This is a genomic window from Falsihalocynthiibacter sp. CO-5D18, from assembly GCF_041205445.1.
GTDB lineage: Bacteria > Pseudomonadota > Alphaproteobacteria > Rhodobacterales > Rhodobacteraceae > Falsihalocynthiibacter > Falsihalocynthiibacter arcticus.
The window spans coordinates 1-24,686 of sequence record NZ_JBGFCF010000022.1 but is presented as its reverse complement, the minus strand read 5'-3'; the positions used below and the strand labels follow the sequence as shown (position 1 = coordinate 24,686).

19 protein-coding genes are annotated in these 24,686 nt (G+C 50.3%); 16 read left to right on the top strand and 3 right to left on the bottom strand.

All coding sequences use genetic code 11. From position 1 onward, the window contains the following. Positions 1-11: 11 nt before the first annotated feature. Positions 12-1,073, bottom strand: coding sequence for a glutathione S-transferase C-terminal domain-containing protein (locus AB9F27_RS20225; protein WP_335586448.1), 1,062 nt, complete (start codon positions 1,071-1,073; stop codon positions 12-14). Positions 1,074-1,227: 154 nt separating this feature from the next. Further along, a complete protein-coding gene (locus AB9F27_RS20220; RefSeq protein ID WP_335586447.1) occupies positions 1,228-1,584 on the bottom strand; it encodes a hypothetical protein in 357 nt (118 codons plus the stop codon). Positions 1,585-1,908: 324 nt separating this feature from the next. On the opposite strand from AB9F27_RS20220, the gene AB9F27_RS20215 reads away from it, so the two are divergent. From AB9F27_RS20215 to AB9F27_RS20155, 13 genes are all read left to right on the top strand, one after another. Next, positions 1,909-3,333, top strand: coding sequence for a circularly permuted type 2 ATP-grasp protein (locus AB9F27_RS20215; RefSeq protein ID WP_335586446.1), 1,425 nt, complete (start codon positions 1,909-1,911; stop codon positions 3,331-3,333). After that, positions 3,334-4,275, top strand: a complete 942-nt coding sequence (locus tag AB9F27_RS20210; protein WP_335586445.1) for an alpha-E domain-containing protein — start codon at positions 3,334-3,336, stop codon at positions 4,273-4,275. It abuts the gene before it with no gap. Next, positions 4,276-5,073, top strand: coding sequence for a transglutaminase family protein (locus AB9F27_RS20205; protein WP_335586444.1), 798 nt, complete (start codon positions 4,276-4,278; stop codon positions 5,071-5,073). It begins immediately after the preceding gene. A 33-nt stretch (positions 5,074-5,106) separates the two neighbouring features. After that, on the top strand, positions 5,107-5,838 hold the full coding sequence (locus AB9F27_RS20200) for a peptidase (RefSeq protein WP_335586443.1): 732 nt from the start codon (positions 5,107-5,109) through the stop codon (positions 5,836-5,838). A gap of 175 nt (positions 5,839-6,013) precedes the next feature. Further along, the gene (locus AB9F27_RS20195) at positions 6,014-6,952 is read left to right on the top strand and encodes an aldo/keto reductase (protein ID WP_369756774.1); all 939 of its coding nucleotides are present in this window, start codon (positions 6,014-6,016) and stop codon (positions 6,950-6,952) included. Between the two features lie 140 nt (positions 6,953-7,092). Further along, entirely contained in the window at positions 7,093-7,833 is a 741-nt protein-coding gene (locus AB9F27_RS20190; protein ID WP_335586441.1) for a glycosyltransferase family 2 protein, read from the top strand. A 187-nt stretch (positions 7,834-8,020) separates the two neighbouring features. Continuing rightward, complete coding sequence (gene gmd, locus AB9F27_RS20185; RefSeq protein ID WP_335586440.1) at positions 8,021-9,142, top strand: GDP-mannose 4,6-dehydratase; 1,122 nt, start codon at positions 8,021-8,023, stop codon at positions 9,140-9,142. A 3-nt stretch (positions 9,143-9,145) separates the two neighbouring features. Next, positions 9,146-10,120: a GDP-L-fucose synthase gene (locus AB9F27_RS20180; RefSeq protein ID WP_335586439.1), complete on the top strand. Its 975-nt coding sequence runs from the start codon at positions 9,146-9,148 to the stop codon at positions 10,118-10,120. A 21-nt stretch (positions 10,121-10,141) separates the two neighbouring features. Beyond that, positions 10,142-11,563 carry a mannose-1-phosphate guanylyltransferase/mannose-6-phosphate isomerase gene (locus AB9F27_RS20175; RefSeq protein WP_335586438.1) on the top strand — a complete coding sequence of 474 codons (1,422 nt, stop codon included), beginning with the start codon at positions 10,142-10,144 and terminating at the stop codon, positions 11,561-11,563. A 136-nt stretch (positions 11,564-11,699) separates the two neighbouring features. Then, on the top strand, positions 11,700-13,838 hold the full coding sequence (locus AB9F27_RS20170) for a YjbH domain-containing protein (RefSeq protein ID WP_369758056.1): 2,139 nt from the start codon (positions 11,700-11,702) through the stop codon (positions 13,836-13,838). Further along, positions 13,817-14,506 (top strand): YjbF family lipoprotein, encoded by a 690-nt coding sequence (locus AB9F27_RS20165; RefSeq protein ID WP_335586436.1) that lies wholly within the window; start codon positions 13,817-13,819, stop codon positions 14,504-14,506. Before AB9F27_RS20170 ends, AB9F27_RS20165 begins: the two co-directional genes overlap by 22 nt. Before the next feature lie 104 nt (positions 14,507-14,610). Further along, entirely contained in the window at positions 14,611-14,814 is a 204-nt protein-coding gene (locus tag AB9F27_RS20160) for a hypothetical protein (protein WP_335586435.1), read from the top strand. A gap of 145 nt (positions 14,815-14,959) precedes the next feature. Next, entirely contained in the window at positions 14,960-16,318 is a 1,359-nt protein-coding gene (locus AB9F27_RS20155; RefSeq protein WP_335586434.1) for a polysaccharide biosynthesis/export family protein, read from the top strand. Positions 16,319-16,442: 124 nt separating this feature from the next. Here the strand turns inward: AB9F27_RS20155 and AB9F27_RS20150 are convergent, their stop codons facing one another. Then, entirely contained in the window at positions 16,443-18,614 is a 2,172-nt protein-coding gene (locus AB9F27_RS20150) for a polysaccharide biosynthesis tyrosine autokinase (protein WP_335586433.1), read from the bottom strand. A 401-nt stretch (positions 18,615-19,015) separates the two neighbouring features. On the opposite strand from AB9F27_RS20150, the gene AB9F27_RS20145 reads away from it, so the two are divergent. From AB9F27_RS20145 to AB9F27_RS20135, 3 genes are all read left to right on the top strand, one after another. Further along, the gene (locus AB9F27_RS20145; RefSeq protein ID WP_335586432.1) at positions 19,016-19,687 is read left to right on the top strand and encodes a sugar transferase; all 672 of its coding nucleotides are present in this window, start codon (positions 19,016-19,018) and stop codon (positions 19,685-19,687) included. Positions 19,688-19,763: 76 nt separating this feature from the next. Continuing rightward, positions 19,764-20,528 carry a metallophosphoesterase family protein gene (locus AB9F27_RS20140; RefSeq protein WP_335586431.1) on the top strand — a complete coding sequence of 255 codons (765 nt, stop codon included), beginning with the start codon at positions 19,764-19,766 and terminating at the stop codon, positions 20,526-20,528. A 529-nt stretch (positions 20,529-21,057) separates the two neighbouring features. After that, a complete protein-coding gene (locus AB9F27_RS20135) occupies positions 21,058-24,126 on the top strand; it encodes a ubiquitin-activating E1 FCCH domain-containing protein (protein ID WP_335586430.1) in 3,069 nt (1,022 codons plus the stop codon). The last annotated feature ends 560 nt before the right edge of the window (positions 24,127-24,686 follow it).

Genomic DNA, 24,686 nt, shown 5'->3' with positions numbered 1-24,686 from the left:
TTTCGGGGGGCCTAACGCGCAAGTTCTGGGTGCGCAAAGGCCTCGGGGTAGGTCATCGGACGAAACGGCCCCAGCGGCACCACATTGTTCCATGACCGTCCAAAATATCCTTGGCGACAATGCACCAGCGCACTGCTGTCCGCGACACCTTGAAGTGCATAGACACGGCATAGCCAACGCCAAAGATGCGGGTAGTCCAAAATCATGGCCCCGTTCAACTTCATCCGCAGATAGTACACAGGGTCATGGCGAAAAAGGGTCGGGAACAAGCGCAGATCAGCTTCCGTAAAGGTTTCACCTGTCAGGTAGGGGCGATTGTCTGCTGCGAGGTGCTGCTCTAACACGCCCAGCGCCTCAAAATAGTTTTCGAAGGCCGTCGCATAGACGTCTTGGCTCGAAGAGAAACCCGCCTTATAGGCCCCGTTGTTGATATTAACGTAGATTTGGTGGTTTAGACGGTCGATCTCATCACACAGGGGCGCGTTGTCCGTCGGGTACAAATCCGGACGGTCAGCATCGGACAGTGTGCTGCCAAGTTTCCCCGCGTACCTATTGAGCATCCGTATAATCTCGGCACTTTCATTTGCCACAATGCGCTTGGTTTTCTTGTCGTAAAGGATCGGCACGCTGGTTTCTAACGCGCCCTCCGCTTCATAGATTTGCTTTACCAAACGAAACTGCTGTCCCGTTGCGGTTTCTGAAGTGCATTCAGGAAGCGGCGCGCCCGTGAGCGTTGCGATCCGTTGTGGATTAAACTCCCAAAGGCTGGCCGCGACGGGATCGTCCTCCAAGGTGCGGTTAGGAAAAGCCACGTCCATGGTGATGCTATTTTGGAGGCCAAGGACGTTTCTTGCGAGGGTCACGCGGTGACACCATGGGCAATTGAGCGCGACGAAAAGGTGGTAGCGGTTTGGCTCGGCGGGAAAGTCAGAGTCCTCCTCCAAAACGCTTCGAAACCCACTTACCCCACGGACAAATTCACCCTTTAGGCGACGCGCAACAGCGTCTGACTGCGATTCCTCGACGGAAGTATTGAGGGAAGTGTCGTTGGAGGGGGTTTTGGGCGGTGCCATGTGGGAAACTCACAATCAAAAAGAACGGGACGGAGTAAATCCGTGTGACTTCATCCTAACTTCGCAGTCTCCAAATTGCTATGCCCCAAGCTGCACTCATCAACGGGCAAACTATAGATCACAGTCGCGCTACGCTCCTTGGGAATTCTACCCGTCATACCGTCGCGAAATTTGCCGAACTTCTTGGTTTTACTTGTTGTCGCCGGCAATTTGCAACGCGTCGATCAGCTTTGTCCGTCAACTTATCGGCCTTGGCCGTCAGTTTGAACAGCGGTTTGTATTCCGCATCGTTCACACCCGTCAGCGCGTCAGAGCAAATGTCAAAGGCTTCATTCCACTGAAGGATCATCGGCAGGGTTTTCTTTAGATCTTGCGTTTGAGAAGGTAGACCCCATATCCCGCCAACCGGCCTCCCGAGGTTAGGATCATAAACAAAGTCCGGTGCAGAAATTCCAGACCCTTCAAAGATGGTTGGCACCACGTCAATCGCGTGGATGAACTGTTCGCGCATGCCACCTCATTTGGGGTACTTAAAGGACTGCCCTTGGTGCTGGTTCCGTTGTGGTCTTTGCCAAACCATGATCTGGAATAGCTGTTGGTAAAGCGAAGGACGTAGGGCGCATCCTTGGACGGGCCCTACTGTAGTCTGGCGATTTAGCTCGATAAAACTGCCTCAAATATGCGCCACATTGAGTGCTCGACAAAGTTCCATTTCGGCAAAAAATTAAGGCCACTCAGCGCATTCTGCTGAACATTTAATCGAAAAAGGTATATCCAGACGCCGACAATATACGCAGCATTGCTATGATTGGGTAAGCGGCGCTAACGTTTAGGAATGACATCTAAAAGCCCCTGCTTCAACGAAATGCATTCGAACGCCACTGCGCGTAGCCCGTACAGCACATATGATAAATGGTTCAAAGACCAAGACGCAGATGGCCTGATGACAAAATCTCAAGAGGCGGAAGCATTCTTTCGCCGTGCGGGGATCACCTTCAATGTTTACGGTCAATCCGACGCAGAAGAACGCTTGATCCCGTTTGATTTGGTCCCGCGAATTTTGGACAATAAAGAATGGTCCAAACTTTCAAAAGGCATTGAACAACGCGTCTTTGCGATCAATGCCTTCCTGCATGACATCTATAATCGGCAGGAAATTCTGCGCGCGGGGATCATCCCGACCGAATTGATCGCCCAAAACGATGCGTTCTTGCCGCAGATGATTGATTTTAGCCCACCAGGGAATGTTTATACTCATATCACGGGGACCGATATCGTGCGCACGGGCGAGGATGATTTCTTTGTTCTTGAAGATAATGCGCGCACACCGTCCGGGGTCAGCTATATGCTGGAGAACCGCGAGACGATGTTGCAAATGTTCCCAGAGCTTTTCAGCACGATCAAAGTTCAGCAGGTCAGCGACTATCCCAAGAACCTGCGCCGCGCGCTCGAAGCCTCCGCACCCGCCTCCTGTTCAGGCAGGCCTTGTGTTGTGGTCCTCACACCCGGAATGCATAACTCAGCCTATTACGAGCATAGTTTCCTTGCGGACCAAATGGGCGTTGAACTGGTTGAGGGCCATGATTTGCGGGTTGTCGACGGGCATATCGCCATGCGCACGACGCGTGGCTATAAAGTGATCGATGTGATCTATCGCCGTGTGGATGACGAATATCTCGATCCGCTGACCTTCAATCCGAATTCCATGCTCGGGGTTCCCGGCATCATGGATATCTACCGCGCGGGAAATATTACAATCGCAAACGCCCCCGGAACGGGGGTGGCGGATGACAAGGCGACATACAGCTACATGCCTGATATTATTGAGTTCTATACTGGTGAGCGCGCGATTTTGAAAAACGTACTAACCCACCGATGCTCAGAGCCCGATACCTTAAAATATGTTCTGGAGAACCTTGCCGATTTGGTCGTCAAAGAGGTTCATGGCTCTGGGGGGTACGGAATGCTGGTCGGCCCCGCCGCGAGCAAACAAGAACTGGCTGATTTCGCAGAGAAGCTAAAAGCGCGTCCCGCCAATTATATCGCCCAGCCAACTTTGGCGCTCTCGACTGTGCCCATCTTCACCGATTCAGGCCTCGCACCGCGCCACGTTGATTTGCGGCCCTTTGCCTTGATGTCCCCAAAAGGTGTGAGCATCACGGCCGGCGGTTTAACCCGCGTGGCCCTTCAAGAAGGCTCCTTGGTTGTGAATTCTTCACAAGGCGGCGGCACCAAAGACACATGGGTATTGGAAGACTAGATGTTAGGAAAAACCGCAGGTGGTCTCTATTGGATGTTCCGCTATTTGGAGCGCGCGGAGAATACAGCGCGCCTCATCGAAGCTGGATTCCGAATTGCCCTTACACGTTCAAATGATGCGGAGTCCGAGTGGAAATCCATCATTGTCAGCTCAGCAAATCAAGCGGCCTATGAAGCGCTCCATGATGGCTATGACAGCGCGCGCGTTACCGATTTTTTACTGCGCGAGGCAACGAATTCCAGTTCCGTCTTGTCGGCAATCAAATCCGCAAGGGACAATGCCCGCCTAACACGTACGGCATTAACATCTGAGGTTTGGTTCGCAGTCAACGATACATGGATGCTACTTGCCAAGCTCTTAAAAGACCCAATCCCCGTCACCCAATTGTCCGGCGTTTTGGCCACTATCCGACAGCAATCTGGGCTGGTGCGCGGCGCGCTTTATGGGACCATGTTACGCAATGATATCTATAATTTTTGCCGCTTAGGTACAGCAATTGAGCGTATCGACGCGACAGCGCGGCTCATTGACGTGAAATACTATTCCTTGCTGCCCTCGCCTTCCTTTGTCGGTAGTCGAATGGACAATGTGCAATGGGAAACGATTTTACGCTCTGTGTCGGCGCACCGGTCTTTTCGCTGGGCAATAGACGATGATTTTACGGCCCCTGCGATTGCCAGCTTTTTGATCCTAGATCCCCGAATGCCACGTTCGCTCGCGTTCTGTGCGGGTGAACTCGTTGAAAACCTCACCGACCTTGACGATGAGTATAACAGTCGCTGCGTGGCCCACGATTTGGCGGATGCCTTGCTTGCAAAAACAACAAAACGCGACATTTCCTCCATTTTCGACGAAGGGCTGCACGTTTTTGTCGGGAATGTAATCAAAGATACATCTATACTCGCCCAGCAAATCGAAATCGATTACCGGTTCAGTGGATAAATGAAAATTAAAATCGCCCATAAAACGGAATATGCATACAGCACACCCGTGGTCTACGCGCTCCAAAAAGTGCGTTTGCGGCCGCTCGATTCAAGCCTGCAAGAAATCCTAAATTGGGACATCACCGTTACGGGTGGCAAGCACGAGACGCAGTATTTGGATCATTACCAGAACCACGTCGATTTGTTCAGTATCGAACCGGGGGCTCAGACGCTATCTATTCGCGCCGAGGGCACTGTCCTGACCAAGCCCGAAAACGGCGTTTTGGGCATGGTTTATGGCCGTGCGCCCTTGTGGCATTTCAAGCAACCCACACCCCAAACCACCCCTGGGGAAGCCATTCGCGCCATGTCGCAGGTTGTCAGCAATAATGCTTCACAGCTCAATGGCTTGCACGAACTTTCGCACGCAATTTTGGCGGCTGTCCCCTATCAATTTGGCGTCACACAAACAAATACTACAGCAGAAGCCGCGCTAACAGGCGGGCGCGGTGTGTGCCAAGATCACGCGCAAATTTTCATTGCGGCCGCTCGGGTCGCGGGCATTCCCGCTCGCTACGTCAGTGGCTATTTGATGATGAACGACATTGTTGACCAAGACGCCACCCATGCTTGGGCGGAAGCCCATGTCGATGGATTAGGCTGGGTTGGTTTTGATATTTCGAACGGGATATCACCTGATGAACGCTATGTGCGTATTGCCACCGGCCGCGACGCGCGCGACGCCGCGCCCGTTGAAGGGTTACGGCAGGGTGCCGCCGATGAAACATTGATTGTATCTTTACAAGTCCAGCAATAGAGAGAGTGCTTAAACTCTCCTAAGGTGGAAAAGATGACATATTGCGTTGGTATGCGGCTGGAAAAAGGTCTCGTGTTCATGTCGGACACCCGTACCAGCGCGGGCTTGGACAATTTTGCTGTTAGCAAAAAGATGTTTACGTGGAACGTCCCGGGTGAGCGCTGCATTACCATCATGACTGCGGGCAATCTTGCGACGACTCAATCCTTGATTAGCTTGCTTGAAGAACGTTCAAAAACCGTTGAGGACCGTGACCCGAGCATCCTGCGGCAAGAAACGATGTTTCAGGTCGCGCGGCTTGTGGGCGCCACCTTGAAAGAGGTCATTGCAGATAGTTCTCCGGCGGGCCAAACCTCAGACGACCAATTTGGTGCATCGATTATTCTCGGCGGCCAAATCGGCGACGGCCAACCCACAATCTTTATGATCTACCCCGCAGGTAATTTTATCGAAATAACAGACGACACGCCGTTTTTTCAGATTGGCGAAACCAAATACGGTAAACCCATTCTGGTGCGCGCTTTTGATCCCAAAATGAGCTTCGAGGATTGCGTAAAACTCCTTTTGGTTTCCTTTGATTCCACCATCCAATCCAACCTATCCGTGGGATTGCCGCTGGACCTTCAGATTTACGAAACGGGTTCTTTTGATGGCAGCCGCCAAAAGCGGATCGATAGTGAGGATTTGGTGTATCAGGCTATTTCAACTGGCTGGGGTGACGCGCTCAAGGACGCTTTTCATTTATTGCCTAGCTACAAAGTATAGCTCGCTTCGCAATTAACCTTCTTCTGCCAATCACTTAGTTGACCCCGTTTTTTTTCAGAACCCATGCTAAATAACGGCCCAGCAAGCTATACTTGCTGGGCCCATTGGGATAGTTTTTCCAAACCAATTGCATGTGCCCATTAAAGAAAACGATTTAGAATTCCGGAGAGTTACAATGAAACCGCTTATCCTTACATCTGCCAATGGCACACCCGCATCGAAATACTCCTTTGGAACAATGCAATTCGGCGGCAAAGCGGACAAGAAAGAGAGTCAGAAATTATTTGAAGCAAGTCGGGACGCTGGCTTGAATTTCTTTGATACGGCCTATGGTTATACGGACGGTTTGTCCGAGACATATTTAGGTGAATTTACAGCCAAGGAACGCGACAACCTTGTTGTTGCCACCAAATGCGCTCCTGTAGCAGGGGCCGCCTCTACTTACATCCGCACCCAGCTGGACGAAAGCCGCAAACGTTTAAAGACGGATGTGATCGATGTTTTATATCTACACAAATGGGACGATAGCACCTCTCTAGAGGAAACATTTTCAACGCTTGCTGAGCTTCAGGAGCAAGGCTTGTTTCGCTATCTGGGGGTTTCGAATTTTTCTGCGTGGCAAACAATGAAAGCGGCCAATATCGCTGAAAAACACGGGGTTCGCATCGATATACTTGAGCCGATGTACAACCTAGTGAAACGACAGGTCGAAGTAGAAATCCTGCCCATGGCGTCCAGCGAAGGCTTTAATGTTGCCCCATACTCGCCCCTTGGTGGTGGATTGCTCACGGGTAAATATTCCAATGGATTGGGTGGACGACTTGCCGAAAACAAAACGTATAACGCGCGATATAATAATGACTGGATGCACGAGACAGCACGCAAACTCTCCGAAATCGCGGGTAAAATAGACGTCTCTGCGGCGACTCTTGCCGTTGCTTGGGTTGCACGCAATCCCGCCATCACCCATCCGATCATCAGCGCCCGTTCTGTCGAACAACTGGCCCCCTCCCTTGACGCAATCACCTATGAGTTGTCAGACGAATTGTACGGCGAAATCAGTGCCGCCACTCGCGCACCTGCTCCCGCCACAGACCGCTCAGAGGATTCTTAGACGAGCCCAAAACTTATCCGAAAACACCTTGTTGGTAAGGCCACTAACCGCAGTTTTATTTGCTTGCGCCATCACCTCAGAAAACTTGGCAAAACAGGCCATTGCGACGTGGCCGTACAAAAAGAAAATAGACTTAGAGCATGAAAATTTCCGTGGTTACAGCCGTCTACAATCGGCGACTTTCAATTGAACAGGCGGTTCAAAGCGTTCAGGACCAGTCATTTGAAAACTACGAGCACGTGATCCAAGACGGCGGCTCTATGGATGGCACATTAGAGATAATTGACGCCATTTCAGACAGTCGAACCCGTCTAGAAAGCGGCCCAGATACGGGAATATACGATGCCATCAATCGGGGCATCGCGCGCAGTACTGGGGACGTCATCGGGCTCATGCATTCGGACGACGTTTTTGCCCACAACAACGTTCTGTCATCCGTGGCCGGCGCATTTGAGGACCCTGAAATTGACGGGGTTTATGGCGACTTACACTATGTATCAAAATCCGACCCCAGCAAAATAATTCGAAATTGGGTTTCCGGTGAGTATCATCCATCCAAATTACGCACGGGCTGGATGCCGCCACACCCGACCCTCTATTTACGTCGTGAGGTTTTCGATAAATGGGGGCTGTATGATACGAGTTTTCAAATAGCGGCCGATTACGACGCAATGCTACGCTACCTCGTAAAAGGCCAAATAAACCTCTCCTACGTTCCAGAAGTATTCGTGAAAATGCGCCTAGGGGGTGAAAGCAACAAATCGCTTGGGCGTGTCGTTCAAAAAAGTAGAGAAGATTATCGCGCGATAAAGCGTAATGGCGTTGGGGGACTTGGAACTCTGATACGGAAAAATACGCGCAAAATTCGGCAACTCTTTTGACGCAATTTGGCTTTCGTCTCCCGAGTGTTTTTTACACCTGCGCCTCCACTGAGATCATACTGCTTGCATGCATTTCATCTTGGACCCAAGTATCTTTCACACGGCAGAACGCGGGGGTGTCAGAAAGTTGAAAATTCTGGTACGAAAATCAACAACTGAATGGCACTGTATTTTGAGGCATTAAAACATGACGAAACGCGCTTTGATCACTGGCGTTACCGGCCAAGACGGCTCTTACTTGGCTGAATTACTTTTGGAAAAAGGCTATGAAGTACACGGCATCAAGCGACGTGCGTCTTCCTTTAATACACAGCGCCTCGACCATATTTATGAAGATCCACATCAAAGCCACGCGAGATTCAAGCTCCATTACGGGGATCTTTCGGACAGCTCAAACCTGACGCGGATACTGCAGGATGTAAAGCCGGACGAGGTTTATAATCTTGGTGCACAATCGCATGTTGCCGTGAGTTTTGAGGCCCCCGAGTATACGGCGGATGTGGATGCCTTGGGCGCATTGCGTTTGCTAGAAGCCATCCGCTTCCTCAAATTAGAAAACAAAGCGCGGTTTTATCAAGCGTCGACGTCGGAGCTTTATGGGCTGGTTCAAGAAACCCCGCAAACCGAAAAGACGCCTTTCCACCCCCGCTCTCCTTATGCGGTCGCGAAAATGTATGCCTATTGGATCACCGTGAATTACCGCGAGGCCTATGGCATATATGCGTGCAACGGCATTCTGTTCAATCACGAGAGTCCCCGTCGCGGCGAGACATTTGTGACCCGTAAGATCACCCGTGGCCTAGCGAATATCGCTTTAGGGCAAGAGGCATGCCTCTATATGGGTAACATTGATGCGTTGCGCGATTGGGGACACGCCAAAGATTATGTGCGGATGCAGTGGATGATGCTGCAGCAGGATAAGCCCGAAGATTACGTTATCGCGACGGGCGTCCAACATTCTGTTCGACAGTTCATCACGTGGTCTGCTGCCGAATTGGGGATCACCTTGCGCTTTGAGGGCGAAGGGCTGGCGGAAGTTGCGATTGTGGAGAAAATTGACGGCGACAAGGCGGCGGCGCTTAACGTTGGAGATGTCATAATGCGGATTGATCCACGCTATTTCCGCCCCGCTGAAGTCGAAAGCCTTTTAGGCGATCCGTCAAAAGCCAAGAAGGACCTTGGCTGGGTACCCGAGATTACAGTGCAGGAAATGTGCGCCGAAATGGTGGCGGAAGATTACAAAACCGCACGGCGTCATTCGCTCTTGAAGCAACATGGCATGGACCTTCCCATTGCGACCGAAAGTTAAGCCATGAAGATTTATCTCGCTGGACATCGCGGCATGGTGGGCGGTGCAATTCTGCGCCAGTTGGAAGCTCGCAAGCAGGCAGGCGCCGATTTGACGCTTGTGACCCGCACCAGCGCCGATTTGGATCTGACCAATCAAAGTGCGGTACGGGACTTCATGATGCAGGAACGGCCTGATCAAGTGATTTTGGCGGCCGCAAAGGTGGGAGGTATTATTGCCAATAACACCTACCCTGCCCCCTTTATTTATGAAAACCTCATGATCGAATGCAACGTCATTCATCAGGCCTTTGAAGCGGGCGTTACCAAACTTCTTCAGTTGGGATCGAGTTGTATTTACCCAAAGCTGGCCCCGCAACCGATGCGCGAAGACGCCCTCCTCACGGGAACACTGGAGCCAACCAACGAGCCCTATGCCATTGCAAAAATCGCAGGCATTAAGCTGTGTGAAAGCTATAATCGGCAGCATGGCGTCGATTATCGCTCTGTCATGCCGACCAATCTTTATGGCCCCGGAGATAATTTCCACCCAGAAAATTCGCACGTGGTTCCGGCCCTTATGCGTCGCTTGCATGTCGCGGCACAGGACGGTGCAGACGAAGTTGTTATTTGGGGTACAGGAACACCAATGCGCGAGTTTTTGCACGTGGATGATATGGCCGAAGCCTCGCTTTTCGTGATGGATTTGAATGAGGAAGTTTACAAGCGCGAAACCCAAGAAATGCTCAGCCACATCAACGTGGGGTCTGGAACCGACGTCACTATCAAAGAGCTCGCAGAAACGATTGCAAAGGTTGTGGGTTTCGAAGGTGCGTTGCGGTTTGACACGACAAAACCGGATGGCGCGCCCCGTAAACTGATGGACGTCAGTCGATTGCAGCGCCTAGGTTGGTCTTACAAAATTCCGTTGGACCTCGGGGTTCAAGACACATACCAATGGTTTTTGAAGCAGCGCGATAGTGATTTGCGCGCAAAATAAATTATGAAAAGGCCAAACATCATGATTACACCTGTCCTACTTTGTGGTGGTTCTGGAACACGTCTTTGGCCTCTGTCACGCAAGAGTTACCCCAAGCAATTTGTCCCATTGCTGGGTGACAAAACGCTTTTTCAAGCGTCTGCTGAACGCTTATCGGGTACAGATTTTACCGCGCCCCTCATCCTCACCAACTCGGATTTTCGGTTCATTGTAACCGAGCAACTGGCCGAAATGGGGATGGATCCGGGCGCTATTCTAATTGAACCGGAAGGAAAAAACACCGCACCTGCCGTTTTGGCCGCTGCCATGTGGCTCGAAAAATCCGACCCGAATGGGTTGATGCTTGTGGCGCCATCGGACCATGTTGTTCCCGACACCGATGCGTTTCGGGAAGCGGTTCAAGCGGGTCTCGCAGCGGCAGAAAATGGCCAGTTGGTTACGTTTGGGATCAAACCCACGCATGGCGAAACAGGATATGGCTATCTTGAATTGCGCGAGAAACCGGGGAACGTTGAACTCACGACGATGCCTTTGACACGTTTTGTCGAAAAACCCGATCAAGCTCAGGCGGACGAGATGGTCGACGCTGGGAATTTCCTCTGGAACGCGGGGATTTTTCTATTTTCCGTTCGCGCAATTTTGGAGGCGTTTAAAGCGCACGCTCCCGCACTCATAACACCCGTCCAAGCGGCGGTTGATTTAGGGAAGCCCGACCTCGGGTTTCTGCGCCTTGATCCCGAGGCTTGGGCTCGTGTTGAGGATATTTCAATCGATTACGCCGTAATGGAACGCGCGCCAAATTTGTCGGTCGTTCCCTTTGCCAAAGGTTGGTCAGACCTAGGGGGCTGGGACGCCGTGTTGCGCGAATCCGTACGCGATGAACGCGGTGTTGCCACCTCAGGTCCCGCGATTGCATTGGATTGCGACGACACGCTCCTACGCTCTGAGGACGACGGCCTAGAAGTTGTGGGCATCGGCCTGCGCAATATTATCGCGATTGCGATGCCCGACGCTGTTTTGATCGCAGACTCACGCCGCGCACAGGATGTAAAGCTGGCCGTCGCCGCGCTAAAGTCTAAGAAGGCCCGTCAAGCAACGGCCTTTCCCAAGGATCATCGGCCTTGGGGCTGGTTTGAAAGCTTGGTCATTGGCGACCGCTTCCAAGTCAAACGTATTGTCGTCCATCCGGGTGCGGCGCTCTCGCTGCAAAGCCATCATCATCGTTCCGAACATTGGATTGTTGTTGAAGGAACGGCCAAGGTCACCGTGAATGAGGATGTCAAACTTATCAGCGAAAACCAGTCGGTTTATATTCCCCTTGGCGCCGTGCACCGCATGGAAAACCCCGGCAAAGTTCCGATGGTTCTGATTGAAGTTCAAACAGGCACGTATTTGGGCGAGGACGATATTATCCGCTATGAAGACGTTTACGCGCGGTCATAACTTGTTAAATCAATGTGACTCGGCAGCACCATAATTGAGCCAAGTTTCGAATTTACCCGTTTTGATATGCTCCTTTGACCGTTTTGACCTATGAAAGCCTTAACGGCACACAAGTCAAAAAAGCGAGCAAATAAAAGTGTTGAAACGGGGCCTAATCACGAGTTGTGTCACAGCTTTAGCGTTTCAAGCGAACGCTCAAGACGGTGTTGCGCCGACATATAACCTTTATGGCACTACTGGACTCATTGATATGCCGTCGGCGCAGAGTGCCGCCGATGGCGAACTTGCTTTCGCATTTTCCAAGATCGGGCACCAGCAGCGCAACACGCTTACTTTCCAAATAACGCCGCGATTTTCGGGAAGTTTTAGGTACACCGTCACAAAAGATGACGGCTTCAGTGACGGCGACAACATCGGAATAAACTTCGACCGTAGCTTTGATCTTCAGTACCGTTTTGTCGATGAAGGCAAGTATCGACCCGCGATTTCCGTTGGGTTTAGAGACATCCTTGGCACAGGCCAATACGGAAGCGAATATTTTGTCGCCACGAAAAACGTCCTTCCAACTGTGCGCGTCACAGGTGGAATTGGCTGGGGTAGAATGGGAACCTACAACGGATTTACGAACCCATTGGCAATTTTTGGAGATAGCTTCAAAACACGACCAAGTGGTTACGACGAACAAGGCGGCGAATTCAATTCGGGGCAATGGTTCAAAGGAAACGCTGCCTTTTTTGGCGGAGTCGAGTGGCGCGCTAACGAAAAATTATCGTTGAAAGCAGAATACTCCTCCGATGCCTATACTGGCTTTTACGGCGAACGCAGCGGAATTGAACACAAGTCGCCCTTCAATTTTGGCCTCGACTATAAAGTGACAGAAAACGCCCATCTTGCAGCCTATTATGCCTATGGGTCCACATTCGCATTACAATTCAACTACGCTGTTAACCCTAAAAACCCACCCGCCCCCAGCGGCTATGATAACGCGCCAACGCCTGTCCTTGTGCGCCCTTCTCGCGCGACCAACCCAAAAGCATGGACTACTGGCTGGATCAGCAACCCCGAGACCCCAAACGCCCTTGAGGCGAATATGAAAAGAGCTTTGGGCACGGAAGGCTTAGAGTTAGAGGGGTTCAAATACACGAAAACCAGTATCGTTATCCACTATCGAAATAACACATATTGGACAGAGGCTCAGGCCATCGGTCGCGCGGCCCGTGCGGCTACGCGCGGGTTGCCCAACTCCGTAGAAACGCTGACGTTGGTGCCCGTGGTCAATGGCATGGCAACAACTGCCGTGACCCTAAACCGCACCGATATGGAAAACTTGGAGAACGTACCCGACGCATCGTGGAAAAGCTACGTGCGTGCCAATATTCAGGATGCTGCGTTACTTAATAATGACGGGATACGGGATATTGAAGATGCCTATCCAAATTTAACTTGGGGACTAGGTCCCTATATGGATATAGGTCTTTTTGATCCGTCGGCCCCTTTCCGTATGGAAATTGGTGCCGAGCTCAGCGGAACGTATGAGCCAAGTCCAGGGGTTCTACTTTCAGGCGCCCTTCGCAAAAGAGTGGTCGGAAACCTTGACGATGCCGATCGCCCATCAGACTCAACTTTACCCCACGTCCGGTCTGACTATGGCCTTTATGATAAGTACGGCGATCCAGGGATCACATATTTGACGGCTGAATACTTTCGTCGCCCAGGGCCAAGCTTGTATACTCGGGTTTCAGCCGGATTATTAGAAGAAATGTTTGCGGGCGTATCTGGCGAAATCTTGTGGAAACCCACCGACAGCCGCCTCGCAATGGGCCTTGAAATGAACTACACGTATCAACGCAACTATGACCAACTATTCGGAATGCTTGATTATTCCGTGGCAACAGGGCATGCCTCCGCCTATTACACTTTTGCGAACGGTTTTTACGGACAGGTTGATGTCGGTCGCTATTTGGCGGGGGATGTGGGGGGGACGTTGTCGGTTGCTCGAGAATTCAACAACGGTTGGAAAATTGGCGCATATGCAACCCTTACGGACGTATCTTCTGAGGACTTTGGCGAAGGGTCGTTTGACAAGGGCATTACCCTTGAAATCCCCCTGTTCTGGGCTCTTGGTAGGCCCAATAAAACTAGTCAGGAAATCGTAATTCAGCCAATTTCCCGTGATGGGGGCGCACGCTTGAATTTGAGCAACAGGTTGTTTGGTTTGGTTTCCAACCAAAGTGAACCGTATCTGAGTTCGCAATGGGCGAGGTTCTGGAGATGAGAATTCTTCCAAAAACCGTAATGGCATTGGTCTTTTTGTCCTTGCTTCAAGGGTGCGGAAATGACGGGCAAAAGGACTTCTATAAGGGTTTATGGGAGGGTGCAAAAGCGACCCTTCCGAGCGAAAAAAGCGAGGCTGAGGCCACTGAAAAGGCTGCAATAGCAATCGTCGAAAAGTCCAACATCGACGAACCACTCATTTTGGCAACGACCGGCGAGAATCGCACGCTGCTGATCCCCGTGAGTAAAAATGGAGATTACGAGCAATGGCACGCGCCGGGAAAGCTTGGATTTACGTTTAAGGACGGTGTGTTAACGGCAACGCGAGGACTTGGCGGCGACCTTATGGATGCTGATGTAGAAGAGAGTATTGCCCGCATTAAGACCAAAAGTTCACAGCCCGCCACGCGTGTCCACAGATATCTGAGCGGCGTAAATACAATTATCATCCGAAGCTTTGTTTGCATCATAGCGCAGGAAGATATTGAAAACACTGTTGTTTTTGGAAAAAAACGTTCCCTGTCTCGCGTAAGTGAAATTTGCACTAATTCTGATACGACCATTGAAAACCTTTATTGGGTCGATCCGAGCGATGGATTCATTTGGAAGACCGAACAATGGATTAGCACTCATGTCGGGGTTTTTACGTTTGAACGAGCGCAGCGATAGTGGATCGGTTTGAGTGCAATGAAGCTTGCAAAACTGGTTACTATATGATTAATTCCCCTAAACATTTGTGTACGATTATCGTAAAAGTATTTGGAGAGACCCTAATGCAGAAATTTTTAACTTTGGCGGCAATCGCTGCATTGAGCCTGAGCACTGTCGCTCCAGTATATGCTCAAGATTCTGTCCCCGCCTTTGATGAAGTGAACAAAGAAGACGATGACGATAAAGCTGCGCTTCTTATTGCGGGTGGTGTGGCAGCTGCGTTGTTGCTTCTTGTGAGTTCCGGTAGCTCAACCAGCGGTACCTAATAAGTTATAAGCTATTTTGCCTTTTGGCGAACAAAAGCGGTCCTGCAACAGGTCCGCTTTTTTTTGCGCTTTGGGGGGATTGATCTGGGGAATTCCTGCAAAGTGCCTTATCAGTATTCAAAGAATTATTTAGGCAGGTGGGCCGATGAAGGCACTATATTTGGTCGCATTAATCGGGCTTAGCGCCTGTGGTGCAGTTTATTATGCTCCGTCGGTTTCCGAAGGACAGGCAGCAAGTGGTGCAAAAGTGCGCCTTATCCCGATCACTCCAGAAACTGTTTTGGTTGCAAATCGGTCTTCTTATTCGCCCAAGTCGCTACCGTCTGAATTTTTTCAAACGGCAGGTGGCGGTAGTGGATTACGCGGGGGTGGCGCGGTTCCAGAGCCTGTGTTTCAACAACAGGAACGCCCAGTATCTTTGGAAACACGCATTCCACCAAATGTTCCCCACGAGCCATACAAAATAGGTATCGAAGACGAGTTATTGCTCGCGACACCCCAAGCGGGGTCCTCCATTGAAGAGCTCTCGGGGTTGCTGGCCGCACAAAACAGTCGGCAAGGATATAAGGTACAAGACGATGGTGCGATTTCGATCCCTGACGTCGGGCGGGTGCAACTCGCGGGACTTACCCTTGAAGAAGCCGAGAACGAAATCTTCAACAAGCTCGTCGAAGCTCAAATTAACCCCGGATTTAGCCTTGAGATCGCGGGCTTCAATTCGCAAAAGGTTTCAATCGGCGGGGCCGTCAACAACCCAACCGTCGTGCCGATCAGCCTATCCCGCCTGAAACTGAATGACGCCCTTTCCGCTGCCGGCGGTGTTTCCCTCACCGATTTGGACTTTGCCGCCATTCGCTTGTTCCGTGATGGCACGCTCTACCAAATCCCTGTCAAAGAACTTTACTCGCGACGCGATTTGCAAAACATCCAGCTTCTTGACGGCGACAGCCTATTTGTAGATTCTGACTTTGAACTCGATAAAGCGCAGGCCTATTTTTCCGAACAAATTCAGTTGGCGCAGTATCGTCAATCGTCTCGCAATCAAGCCCTTGCCGAACTCAATGCAGAAGTTGGACTTCGCCGTGCTGACCTTGGCGAGCGTCGCGAAAATTTCCAAAGCAGGCTGTCCTTTGACGCTGTTGACCGGGACTACGCCTACATAACGGGTGAAGTTAAGAAACAGGCCCGCTTTCCACTGGCCTTTGAACGCAAATCAACTCTTGCTGATGCTCTTTACAGTGAAGGTGGTTTTGACGCTCGAACTGGTGATCCCACCCAAATATATATCCTCCGCGGATCTCTGAATCCCGCCGAATTCTCTGGAGTAACAGCGTGGCATCTTGATGCACGCAATGCCGCCAACTTCCTTTTGGCAACCCGCCTTGAATTGCGTCCAAACGACGTTATTTTCATCGCGGCACAGCCCGTAACGTCTTGGAATCGCGTGTTGACGCAGCTATCACCCAATCTAGTGGCATCGTCTGTTGCTGGGGTTGTCAACTAGGCCCGATGGCCCAAATTAGGCAATATGATTTTGTGCTCTATGCTATCAAGTTGCAATGGGGCTCTCTGAAAAAGAGAGCCCCATTGCAACTCATATACCTGTTCGAAATCAGGGTTTCAGATCACTAATTGCTATAGTAATTTTTGCCGTATTTTGCATATGCACCATATTGGCCGCCATATCCGTAACGTTTCATTCCCTGAGGATTGATCTGACTGAGGACCAGCCCAGTCACAGGCGCATTTACGGATTCAAAAAGACGCAAGCCTTCGATGACTTGGGATTTCGAAGTAGAGTCCCATTTGACGGAATATAGAATGGCATCCGCAGACTGAGCGATGACACGTGCATCAGGCACAACCAAAACCGGCGGCGTATCGATAACAATAATGTCGTAAATCTCACGGGCTTCTGCGAGAACTCTTGCAAAGCTTTCTGAAGCAAAGATGTCTGCGGCGTTTGTCGCAGCTTTTTCTCCGACAAGAATGTCCGCGCCAAGTTGGTCGTGATGGGTAACCACATCCGAGAGCTTGAACACTCCGGAAATGACCGAAAGAATGCCGCGTTCCTCGCGAATATCGAAGTATTGGTTGAAGACCCGACGCCGCATATCCCCTTCAATCAAAAGGACTTTCTTGCCCAGACCTGAGAAGTTTTGAGCCAAAGCAATTGATTGCGTGGTTTTCCCCTCCCCAGGTATGGACGAAGTTGAAAGGATGATTTGAGGCGGTTTATCAACATTCGACAGAAGGACGGAGGTGCGCAAATTTCGTACGGCTTCGGCAGCGGCGGACGCTGGCTTTGAAACCAAATATTCCAAAACCACCTTGCGCTTACGACCCGGAATGATCGGAATCTGACCCATCACGGTATATCCGGTGGATGCTTCGAGTTCTTCCGCAGAACGGAAATTGTTATGGCGGAATTCCCTCAGAAAAATCAAAGCCACTCCAAAAAGAAAGCCGACAATTCCGTACATCGCCATAATCCGCGATTTTCGAGGCGCCGAGGGGGCTTTTGGAACAACAGCAAGCGACAGCACCCTGCTGTCTGCTTGTTGAATTCCCTGCTGAACTGCGGTTTCTTTTAGACGACCGAGAAAATATTCGTAGATAAGCCTGCTGGCCTCTGCTTCGCGTTGCAGTTGCTGCAATTTCACAAGGTCTTGAGACTGTTGCCCAATTTCCTTCTCCAACTCGTCCATAGATTTGCGAAGTGCGGCCTCTTGGGTGGAAGATCGCGTCACGTCTATTTTTCCACGCGCAATCTCTCGCTCGAACTGTGTGTCGAAAACTTCAGTTTTGATCGAACCCTTTTCGACGAGATCAAAAGTGCGTTTTAAAGAACTCTCTCCTGCAACTTCCACCATATGCGCGCGATCGCCTGTCTCGAATGCTGCTTCAAGCGCGGAATACCGCGCCGTTGCAAGCTTGCTGGCAGTCACCGCGCCACTTAGTCGTTCTCGGAGATCTTTTACTTGTCGGTTTAGGCCCTCCAGAGCGGCGGGACTCACAAGAGTAGTCCCAACACTGAATGTTTTTACCGCAGCTTCTGCATTCTCAAGCGCAATTTGGAGCTCAGAGACACGTCCAGACAACCAAGCTGTCGCTTGCTCAGTGGCCTCAAACTTAACGTCTAGCTGGTTGAGAATGTAAACGTCAGCGAGTGTATTCGCGATGAGTGCGGATTTTTTGGGATCCGTTGTTGTGGCCGTGATTTCATAGACATAGGTCGCCTCGACCATTGCTACCGATATTTTGGCCAACACGTTGGAAACGGTTGAATCTAGGATCTCGTCTGGCGTAGGCTCTATTCTTGGGGGTGTTTCGCCAAAAATTAACACCTTTAAAGCATTTCTAGCATTGGGTATTATCGACCATACACTAAATTTAACCGGGTCTGAAGGAGTGGCCGCTTTAGAGGGCATTTGCCTGTTGAACTCAGAATCTTGGAGCAGGTCAAGGCGCACCACCAGTTTTCTTATCAACTCCCGAGATTGCAAAACTTCAATCTCAGTGAGCATGCCCAAATAATCGCCCCCCAATCCAGAGACAACGCCTTGCAGGCTGGCCCTTTGCTCGACTCGGGTTTCTAGCACCACATAGGATTGCGCGGTGTAAACTGGAGTTGCCGCGACATAGGCTTGATATCCACCGTATGTGAAAGCAATAATCGTTGTCAGAGCAATCCACCATTTTCCGCGCCAAAAGGTACGGAATAAATGCCCTAGATCGATTTCGTCGTCTGTTGTGCTGGATGTCATGCGGGACGAAGTCACCATTTTTTTATCGGTCAAGGCATTAGCTTCCAAGATTAATGAATATTGCAACGAGGCCTACAAATGATTGATTAGTTTTCTAATCTGCCATGTCCACCAATATGTAGTACAATAATTGTTTCGTCACGTTTTCACATAGCGTTGGTTCGAAGGCAACTGAAACCCTCACCGGATCGCCACCTGGTGGTTAAAATCACCCTCAGCGACCAGCCAAAATTCCATTCGTTTTCACAGTTTTCTGCTGTCCCGTCCCGCTCCGCACAACCATAGATTGAATGCGTCGATTTCTTGTATTTTTTTTTTTAGGAATCTGATTGTTTTCAATGAAAACAGACTTCCATTTTATTCGTTTTTTTGATTTACGTCTTACTTAAGAATTCGTTAATTTTTTAAACTGTAAGTAGTGGTGCGCGAGAAAAATGAATAGTTTTAGATTTATTGATTCTGATCCAGCGTTCTCACCTGTAGCTACGTCTAAACAAATCCCGGCTTTTATTGGTGGAACCCGTATCTTTTGGGTGGCAAAACATGTGTTTGATATCATTTTAAGCATCTTGCTCTTGCCTGCATTGCTCATCAGCGCAGTTTGTTTGATCGTTCTTAATCCATTTTGGAACCCGGGCCCATTGATTTACAAGCAAAAAAGAATGGGCAAGAACTGTAATCCCTTTATTGCATATAAATTTAGGAGCATGCGGCCGATTTCCAAGCTGGAGCGGGGGTTAGAAGACCCAATTGAGCACGATCGTATTACAATTGCCGGTAGGTTTCTAAGGAAAAGCAGAATCGATGAGTTACCTCAGCTGATAAATGTCCTAATTGGCGATATGAGCTTGATCGGACCGCGGCCGGATTATTATGAGCATGCTCAAGAGTTTTGTATGACTGTGCCCAACTACCGCTCTCGGTATTCTGTGCGCCCAGGAATTTCGGGACTCGCCCAGGTACGCTTAGGCTATATCGAAGGCACCGCGGGCACTTATGCGAAGACGGCTGTGGATTTAGAGTACTTGAAAAACGCAAGCATTAGGCAAGACACTGCACTTTTTTTTGAGACCATTCGGTGCGTGGCGTTACGCGCAGGTGCTTAAACAAATTGCGGAACTGGCGCATAGTGCGGATTTCGATTACTGTTGGTTATCTGATCCACTTCTTTAGTTTTTCATTATGCTAACATTTTTAAAACGCTTTACTGGCAATCGAAAAAAATCCGAAGATATTGCATTCACATCCGCGATGGTTGTGGATAGGTCTTGCGTAATAGTGGGCGACATTCATGGCAGGTTTGACTTACTTCAGAAGTTACTTCGAAAAGTCGACTTGGAAAGCCCCCATGATCTCATTTTTTTGGGAGACTATGTGGATCGCGGGGATCATTCCGCGGAAGTTTTACGATGGTTGTATGAATTGGACAAATCCGAACGCGTGACATGCCTTATGGGCAACCATGAGAAAATGTTAATTGAATTTTTAGACAATCCAATTGGAACCGGTAGCCGATGGCTTAAAAATGGTGGGCTGCAAACTCTTGCGAGTTTTGGTGTCGGCGGAGTGGCCGAAGGGGCTGGCCCAAGAGCACTTGAGGAGGCCGCAAGTAACCTCAAAGCGGCTTTGAGCTACGAAGTTGAACAATGGTTGCGTGAATTGCCTCTGCTTTTTCGGAACGGTAATTTGGTTTGTGTCCATGCGGCGGTTGATCCCGCGCTTCCCCTCTCGTTGCAAAAACCATCAACCTATCTTTGGGGGCACCCAGAGTTTTTCAAAACGCCACGCTCGGATGGCTACTGGGTAGCCCATGGCCACACCGTGGTCGAAGATGCCCACGCAAAAAATGGGCGCATTTCGATTGATACTGGGGCGTACTATACTGGTCGACTTACGGCCGCAGTCATTGATAAAAATACGCCTATTCGTTTCTTAGATACGCATTGACCGGCCCTGCAGAGTTAAACGATGGGTTGCGCGAACACTTTTCAATTAGTTGACGCTGTCTCGCGGCTGTTGAAAAGCAAACACACTCATTCGGATAACCGCAGGTGTGCGAACACAAAAAACGTCATATCCGACCTTTTTTTGGCAATGGATGCTCCAACTGCCGTTTAGAACCAGATCAAACCCAATTCCTAAGGCGAATACTGATGCTATCGCCCGATGATCTTAGTTAAAATTTCATTTCTGATCAGGTCGCTGTCGAAGGCAATCTTTAGTTTTATTTCCATATTTTGGAAGCTGAAGCAAACGAAGACTTAACATCATAGAAACCGCAATACCTCTGGGATCTATTGCTTTGGATTTAGGTGCGAAAGGTAAATCTGCCTCTGCGCCTACCCGTCGACATTACTTCACTGGCACCAGATCAGTTTGAAGCACCGTTCCTTTACCGACTCTGGAACGGGCGAATAACTCTTCGGACACGCCACCCCATGAACCGTGACAAAACCCGATAAAAGAGAGCAGCATCATGCCATTAACTACAGCAACAATCAGCGGCATCGTGTCGCTTCCAAACGACACCGTACCCGACGCTGGTTCGTATATCGAATTTACACTGAGCGGGTTCGATACCGATGATGGAACAGTATTACCAAACTCTTTGGCGGTACGCTTCAATAACGACGGGACGTTTTTAACTGAATTATGGCCAAATGCGGCAGGTGTGCGCGGGACGCGATACGACGTAGCCGTGTTTGTAGGCAGCCCGCTTCCATCACAACGCTTCGACCTCGGCAGTATCATTGTCCCGAGCGCTGGCGAATACGATCTTGACGATCTTCTGGCGGTTGAACCACCAGAAGATGCGGGAGTCGACGAGTATATCGTGCAACTTGCGTCCTCAGTTTCCGCGGCTGAATCGGCGGCCTCAGTTGCCACTTTAGCTGCTGACGACGCCGCGAACAGCGCTGCAGTTGCCTCATCGGCGGCGTCAGTCTCTTCGGATGAGGCAGTACTGAGCGCGGCGGAAGCTGCCGCTAGCGCGGCACTGGCCGCGGTCGAGGCGACCAATTCTGCGGGACACGCACTCCAGGCAGAGGTGTCCGCAACTCAAGCATTGGCTGCAGCCGAAGCGTCCGGAGATGTTAATTTTTATGACACCAAGGCAGAGGCGAATGCGGCCCTAGGTGGTCTTTCGGAAAACGATATTGTTGAGGTCATGGCCGATGAAAGCTTTGGTGGGAAGGTATCCCGGTATCGTGTCGAAAGCGCCGCGCTTGTTTTCAAATACCATTCTCGCCAGAAGCTTACGTACATTGATGCGCGAGACTTTGGGGTTCTTACCGACGGCACTGATGTTGGGACGGAGTTTAACGCTGCGGTAACTGCTGCGCTAGCGGCGAATATACCGCTGAAGTTTCCCGATGGGATTATTCACCTTGGGAGCAGTGCTAATAACATAGATCTCAACCGTGGGGTTGTTCATCGGTGGTTCTCCGACGGAAATACAACCCTCTTCATGGACTCGGCACTGCGTATCCAAGCCCCTCAGATCACAGACACAACCCTTGCAGCAGATGCCGCTCAGTTTGACCGCTATATTACCCTCACGAGCGTGAGCAACATGGAGGTGGGCGACCTCATTCACATCGACACCGATACGGCGGTTGAGACTGGGTGGGGATATCATAAGCAATGTGTCCGCAGAATTTCGGCGATCGACGGGACAACCATTCTCCTCGATCAAGCGCTGGATTTCTGGTTTACTGTGGCAGAGTCGACAACTGTTACATCCTACGCGCCCGCACAGTTTCATATGGATCAGATCAACATTGAGTGCGTTAGTACGACAAGCCTATCGTTTAGGTATCTGTGCGACAGTACCGTGCAAAACGGGAAAGTATACGGACAAGTTTCAGGTTGGTCATCTGGGTGGAGCGATGGGTTTTACACCGTGACCTGTGACCGCTTGACCTATAATAATTACCACTTTGAAAAGCTACGTTACGCACCTCAAATCACAGAAGGTTCGCGCTTCATCACTGTGAAGAATTGCGTTGCCAAAGAAATCAGGCACATGGACGCAAATACTTGGTCACAAGATATTCTTTATGAGAACATCACGGGCATTTCAACGGATGGGATCATTCAGTGCCATCCCTGCATTCGTCCGACGTGGCGCAATATTAACGATAGTGTCACGCAATCTGGCCTCTCTGGAGTTGATCTTCGGGGCCTTGGGGAAACGGTGATCGATTGCGCTGTTCATTCTAAAAACGGTGCAGGAACTACCAACACAAGCGCCCCACTTTTGAAGGCTGAATACTTGGAAATGGCCGCGACGTTCAACCGCCGTATTGAGCGACTTCGTGCGCCGTACAGTGGTTTGGGCGGAGGCAAAGAAGGCCGCCTCATCGTCAAAGAAAGTGATGTCTATTCTCTAACACAATGGCATTACATTGCGGATCACACTGTTGTTCAGATCGATGATTTAACGCGCATTCGAAGCCTTGAGCCGGAACTTTTTAGCCCCGCGAAATCGAGTATGTTTGATCGTGCGATTATGCAAGGCAAGCGAGCGACTGTTGACGTGACAACCGGATATCGCACCAAAACACGCATCGCGGATATCACGGGTGTGACACTGGCGAACCCCGCCGTTGTTACAACAAAAGAGGATCACTTGCTTGCAACTGGCGATCAAGTGAAAGTCAGTGACGCCTCTGGTATGACCGAGCTGAACGGCAACACTTACACCGTCACTGTCCTGACAAGCAAAACCTACTCACTGGACAGCACCAATAGTTCAGGTTTCAACTCCTATACTTCGAACGGAAAGGCCGCCCTCCAAGCACCGATTCATTCGATCACGGAGATCACAAAGGCGACCCCAGCCGTAGTTACGTCCGCGGCCCACGGATACTCAAACGGCGATGTCGTTTGGATCAATGGCGTGGTCGGTATGACGGAAGTGAACCGAGTTAACTATCAAGTTGCCTCCGCGACTGCGAATACTTTCGAATTGACGGATCTCGCCGGCATTGATTTCGATACCTCAGGGTTTACGGATTACACGTCCGGCGGCAAGGCAACAATCAAGGAGGCCGTTGATACTGTTGATGCAGCCACAAATCCAATGTGCGGAATTAAAGATAAGCTTTTGTTAAATTGTGCGGTCAAAAACTACGGGGCCTCTGGCGTAACGGGTTCTCGCTATTACACAATTCCGGTCAAATACCGCGCTTTTAATGGTGGGAATGTAGACCAAGCAACGCGGTGGGGCATCCTGCGGGTCATTGCCACCACAAATGTTGGTCGTTCGATCGCTGAATATCATTACCAATACGATGCTCAGGGCAACTCGCTGAATGTGCAGCAAAATCATAGCGTTGTGCCAAACGATAGCGCCATTGTGACCGCCGATAATTTCGAAAAACACTATGTAGTTCATGTGGGAAACGAGGGCGAAACCTCCTGGACGATGCAGCACGGTGGTCAGCACTATCTCACGTTTGACGTCAAACTCGATGTGGCAGCCAGCGCGCGATATCTATACAAAGTTGAAGTTGAGTTTGACGAACAGAAACAGGGCAACTGATTAGTGGAAACGTAGAGCCTACGCTCTCGATTTTATCTGCTGACCTATGCGGTGCGGATCTTGACTCGCCAATCCGCATTCGGTTGCGAACATAGGAGACCGAACTATATTTTTGAAACCCATGCCCTCTCAAGTAAGGCGTGGGTTTTAATCCCGCGAGCGCTCTTCATACTTCGCAAGGGTGAATGCACTCGCTCAGTAGGTGGCATGGCCTATTCGGCGTGTATCGCAGCCTAAATGGGTAAACGCCCCAGACCGAGCATAGGCGGCAATAATCACATGGTTTTCCCTCCCGAAAGCTTGTTAATGCTCAAAGCTTAGTTAACTGGGTGACCTTCTACCGTGAAATGTCCGGCGTTTAGGGTGAGTTTGTTCTCCAAGTGAGGAGATGGTGGAGGAGGAGATGAGCCGCCGCTTGTCTGCGGAGGCCCAGGAGTAACGGTAATCCCCCCTAAAATTAGTGGTGTTCAAAAGTAGAATTTTCTCGGCAAGATATCTGAGGAGATTTTTGATGAAGATGACGAGATATAGTGAACCCCAAATTCTTGCGATCCTACGCC

What these genes read in the sequence shown, in the direction of transcription:
- AB9F27_RS20225 (WP_335586448.1), bottom strand. Translation starts at nt 1,073, where the DNA reads ATGGCACCGCCCAAAACCCCCTCCAACGACACTTCCCTCAATACTTCC.
- AB9F27_RS20220 (WP_335586447.1), bottom strand. Translation starts at nt 1,584, where the DNA reads ATGCGCGAACAGTTCATCCACGCGATTGACGTGGTGCCAACCATCTTT.
- AB9F27_RS20215 (WP_335586446.1), top strand. Translation starts at nt 1,909, where the DNA reads ATGACATCTAAAAGCCCCTGCTTCAACGAAATGCATTCGAACGCCACT.
- AB9F27_RS20210 (WP_335586445.1), top strand. Translation starts at nt 3,334, where the DNA reads ATGTTAGGAAAAACCGCAGGTGGTCTCTATTGGATGTTCCGCTATTTG.
- AB9F27_RS20205 (WP_335586444.1), top strand. Translation starts at nt 4,276, where the DNA reads ATGAAAATTAAAATCGCCCATAAAACGGAATATGCATACAGCACACCC.
- AB9F27_RS20200 (WP_335586443.1), top strand. Translation starts at nt 5,107, where the DNA reads ATGACATATTGCGTTGGTATGCGGCTGGAAAAAGGTCTCGTGTTCATG.
- AB9F27_RS20195 (WP_369756774.1), top strand. Translation starts at nt 6,014, where the DNA reads ATGAAACCGCTTATCCTTACATCTGCCAATGGCACACCCGCATCGAAA.
- AB9F27_RS20190 (WP_335586441.1), top strand. Translation starts at nt 7,093, where the DNA reads ATGAAAATTTCCGTGGTTACAGCCGTCTACAATCGGCGACTTTCAATT.
- gmd (WP_335586440.1), top strand. Translation starts at nt 8,021, where the DNA reads ATGACGAAACGCGCTTTGATCACTGGCGTTACCGGCCAAGACGGCTCT.
- AB9F27_RS20180 (WP_335586439.1), top strand. Translation starts at nt 9,146, where the DNA reads ATGAAGATTTATCTCGCTGGACATCGCGGCATGGTGGGCGGTGCAATT.
- AB9F27_RS20175 (WP_335586438.1), top strand. Translation starts at nt 10,142, where the DNA reads ATGATTACACCTGTCCTACTTTGTGGTGGTTCTGGAACACGTCTTTGG.
- AB9F27_RS20165 (WP_335586436.1), top strand. Translation starts at nt 13,817, where the DNA reads ATGGGCGAGGTTCTGGAGATGAGAATTCTTCCAAAAACCGTAATGGCA.
- AB9F27_RS20160 (WP_335586435.1), top strand. Translation starts at nt 14,611, where the DNA reads ATGCAGAAATTTTTAACTTTGGCGGCAATCGCTGCATTGAGCCTGAGC.
- AB9F27_RS20155 (WP_335586434.1), top strand. Translation starts at nt 14,960, where the DNA reads ATGAAGGCACTATATTTGGTCGCATTAATCGGGCTTAGCGCCTGTGGT.
- AB9F27_RS20145 (WP_335586432.1), top strand. Translation starts at nt 19,016, where the DNA reads ATGAATAGTTTTAGATTTATTGATTCTGATCCAGCGTTCTCACCTGTA.
- AB9F27_RS20140 (WP_335586431.1), top strand. Translation starts at nt 19,764, where the DNA reads ATGCTAACATTTTTAAAACGCTTTACTGGCAATCGAAAAAAATCCGAA.
- AB9F27_RS20135 (WP_335586430.1), top strand. Translation starts at nt 21,058, where the DNA reads ATGCCATTAACTACAGCAACAATCAGCGGCATCGTGTCGCTTCCAAAC.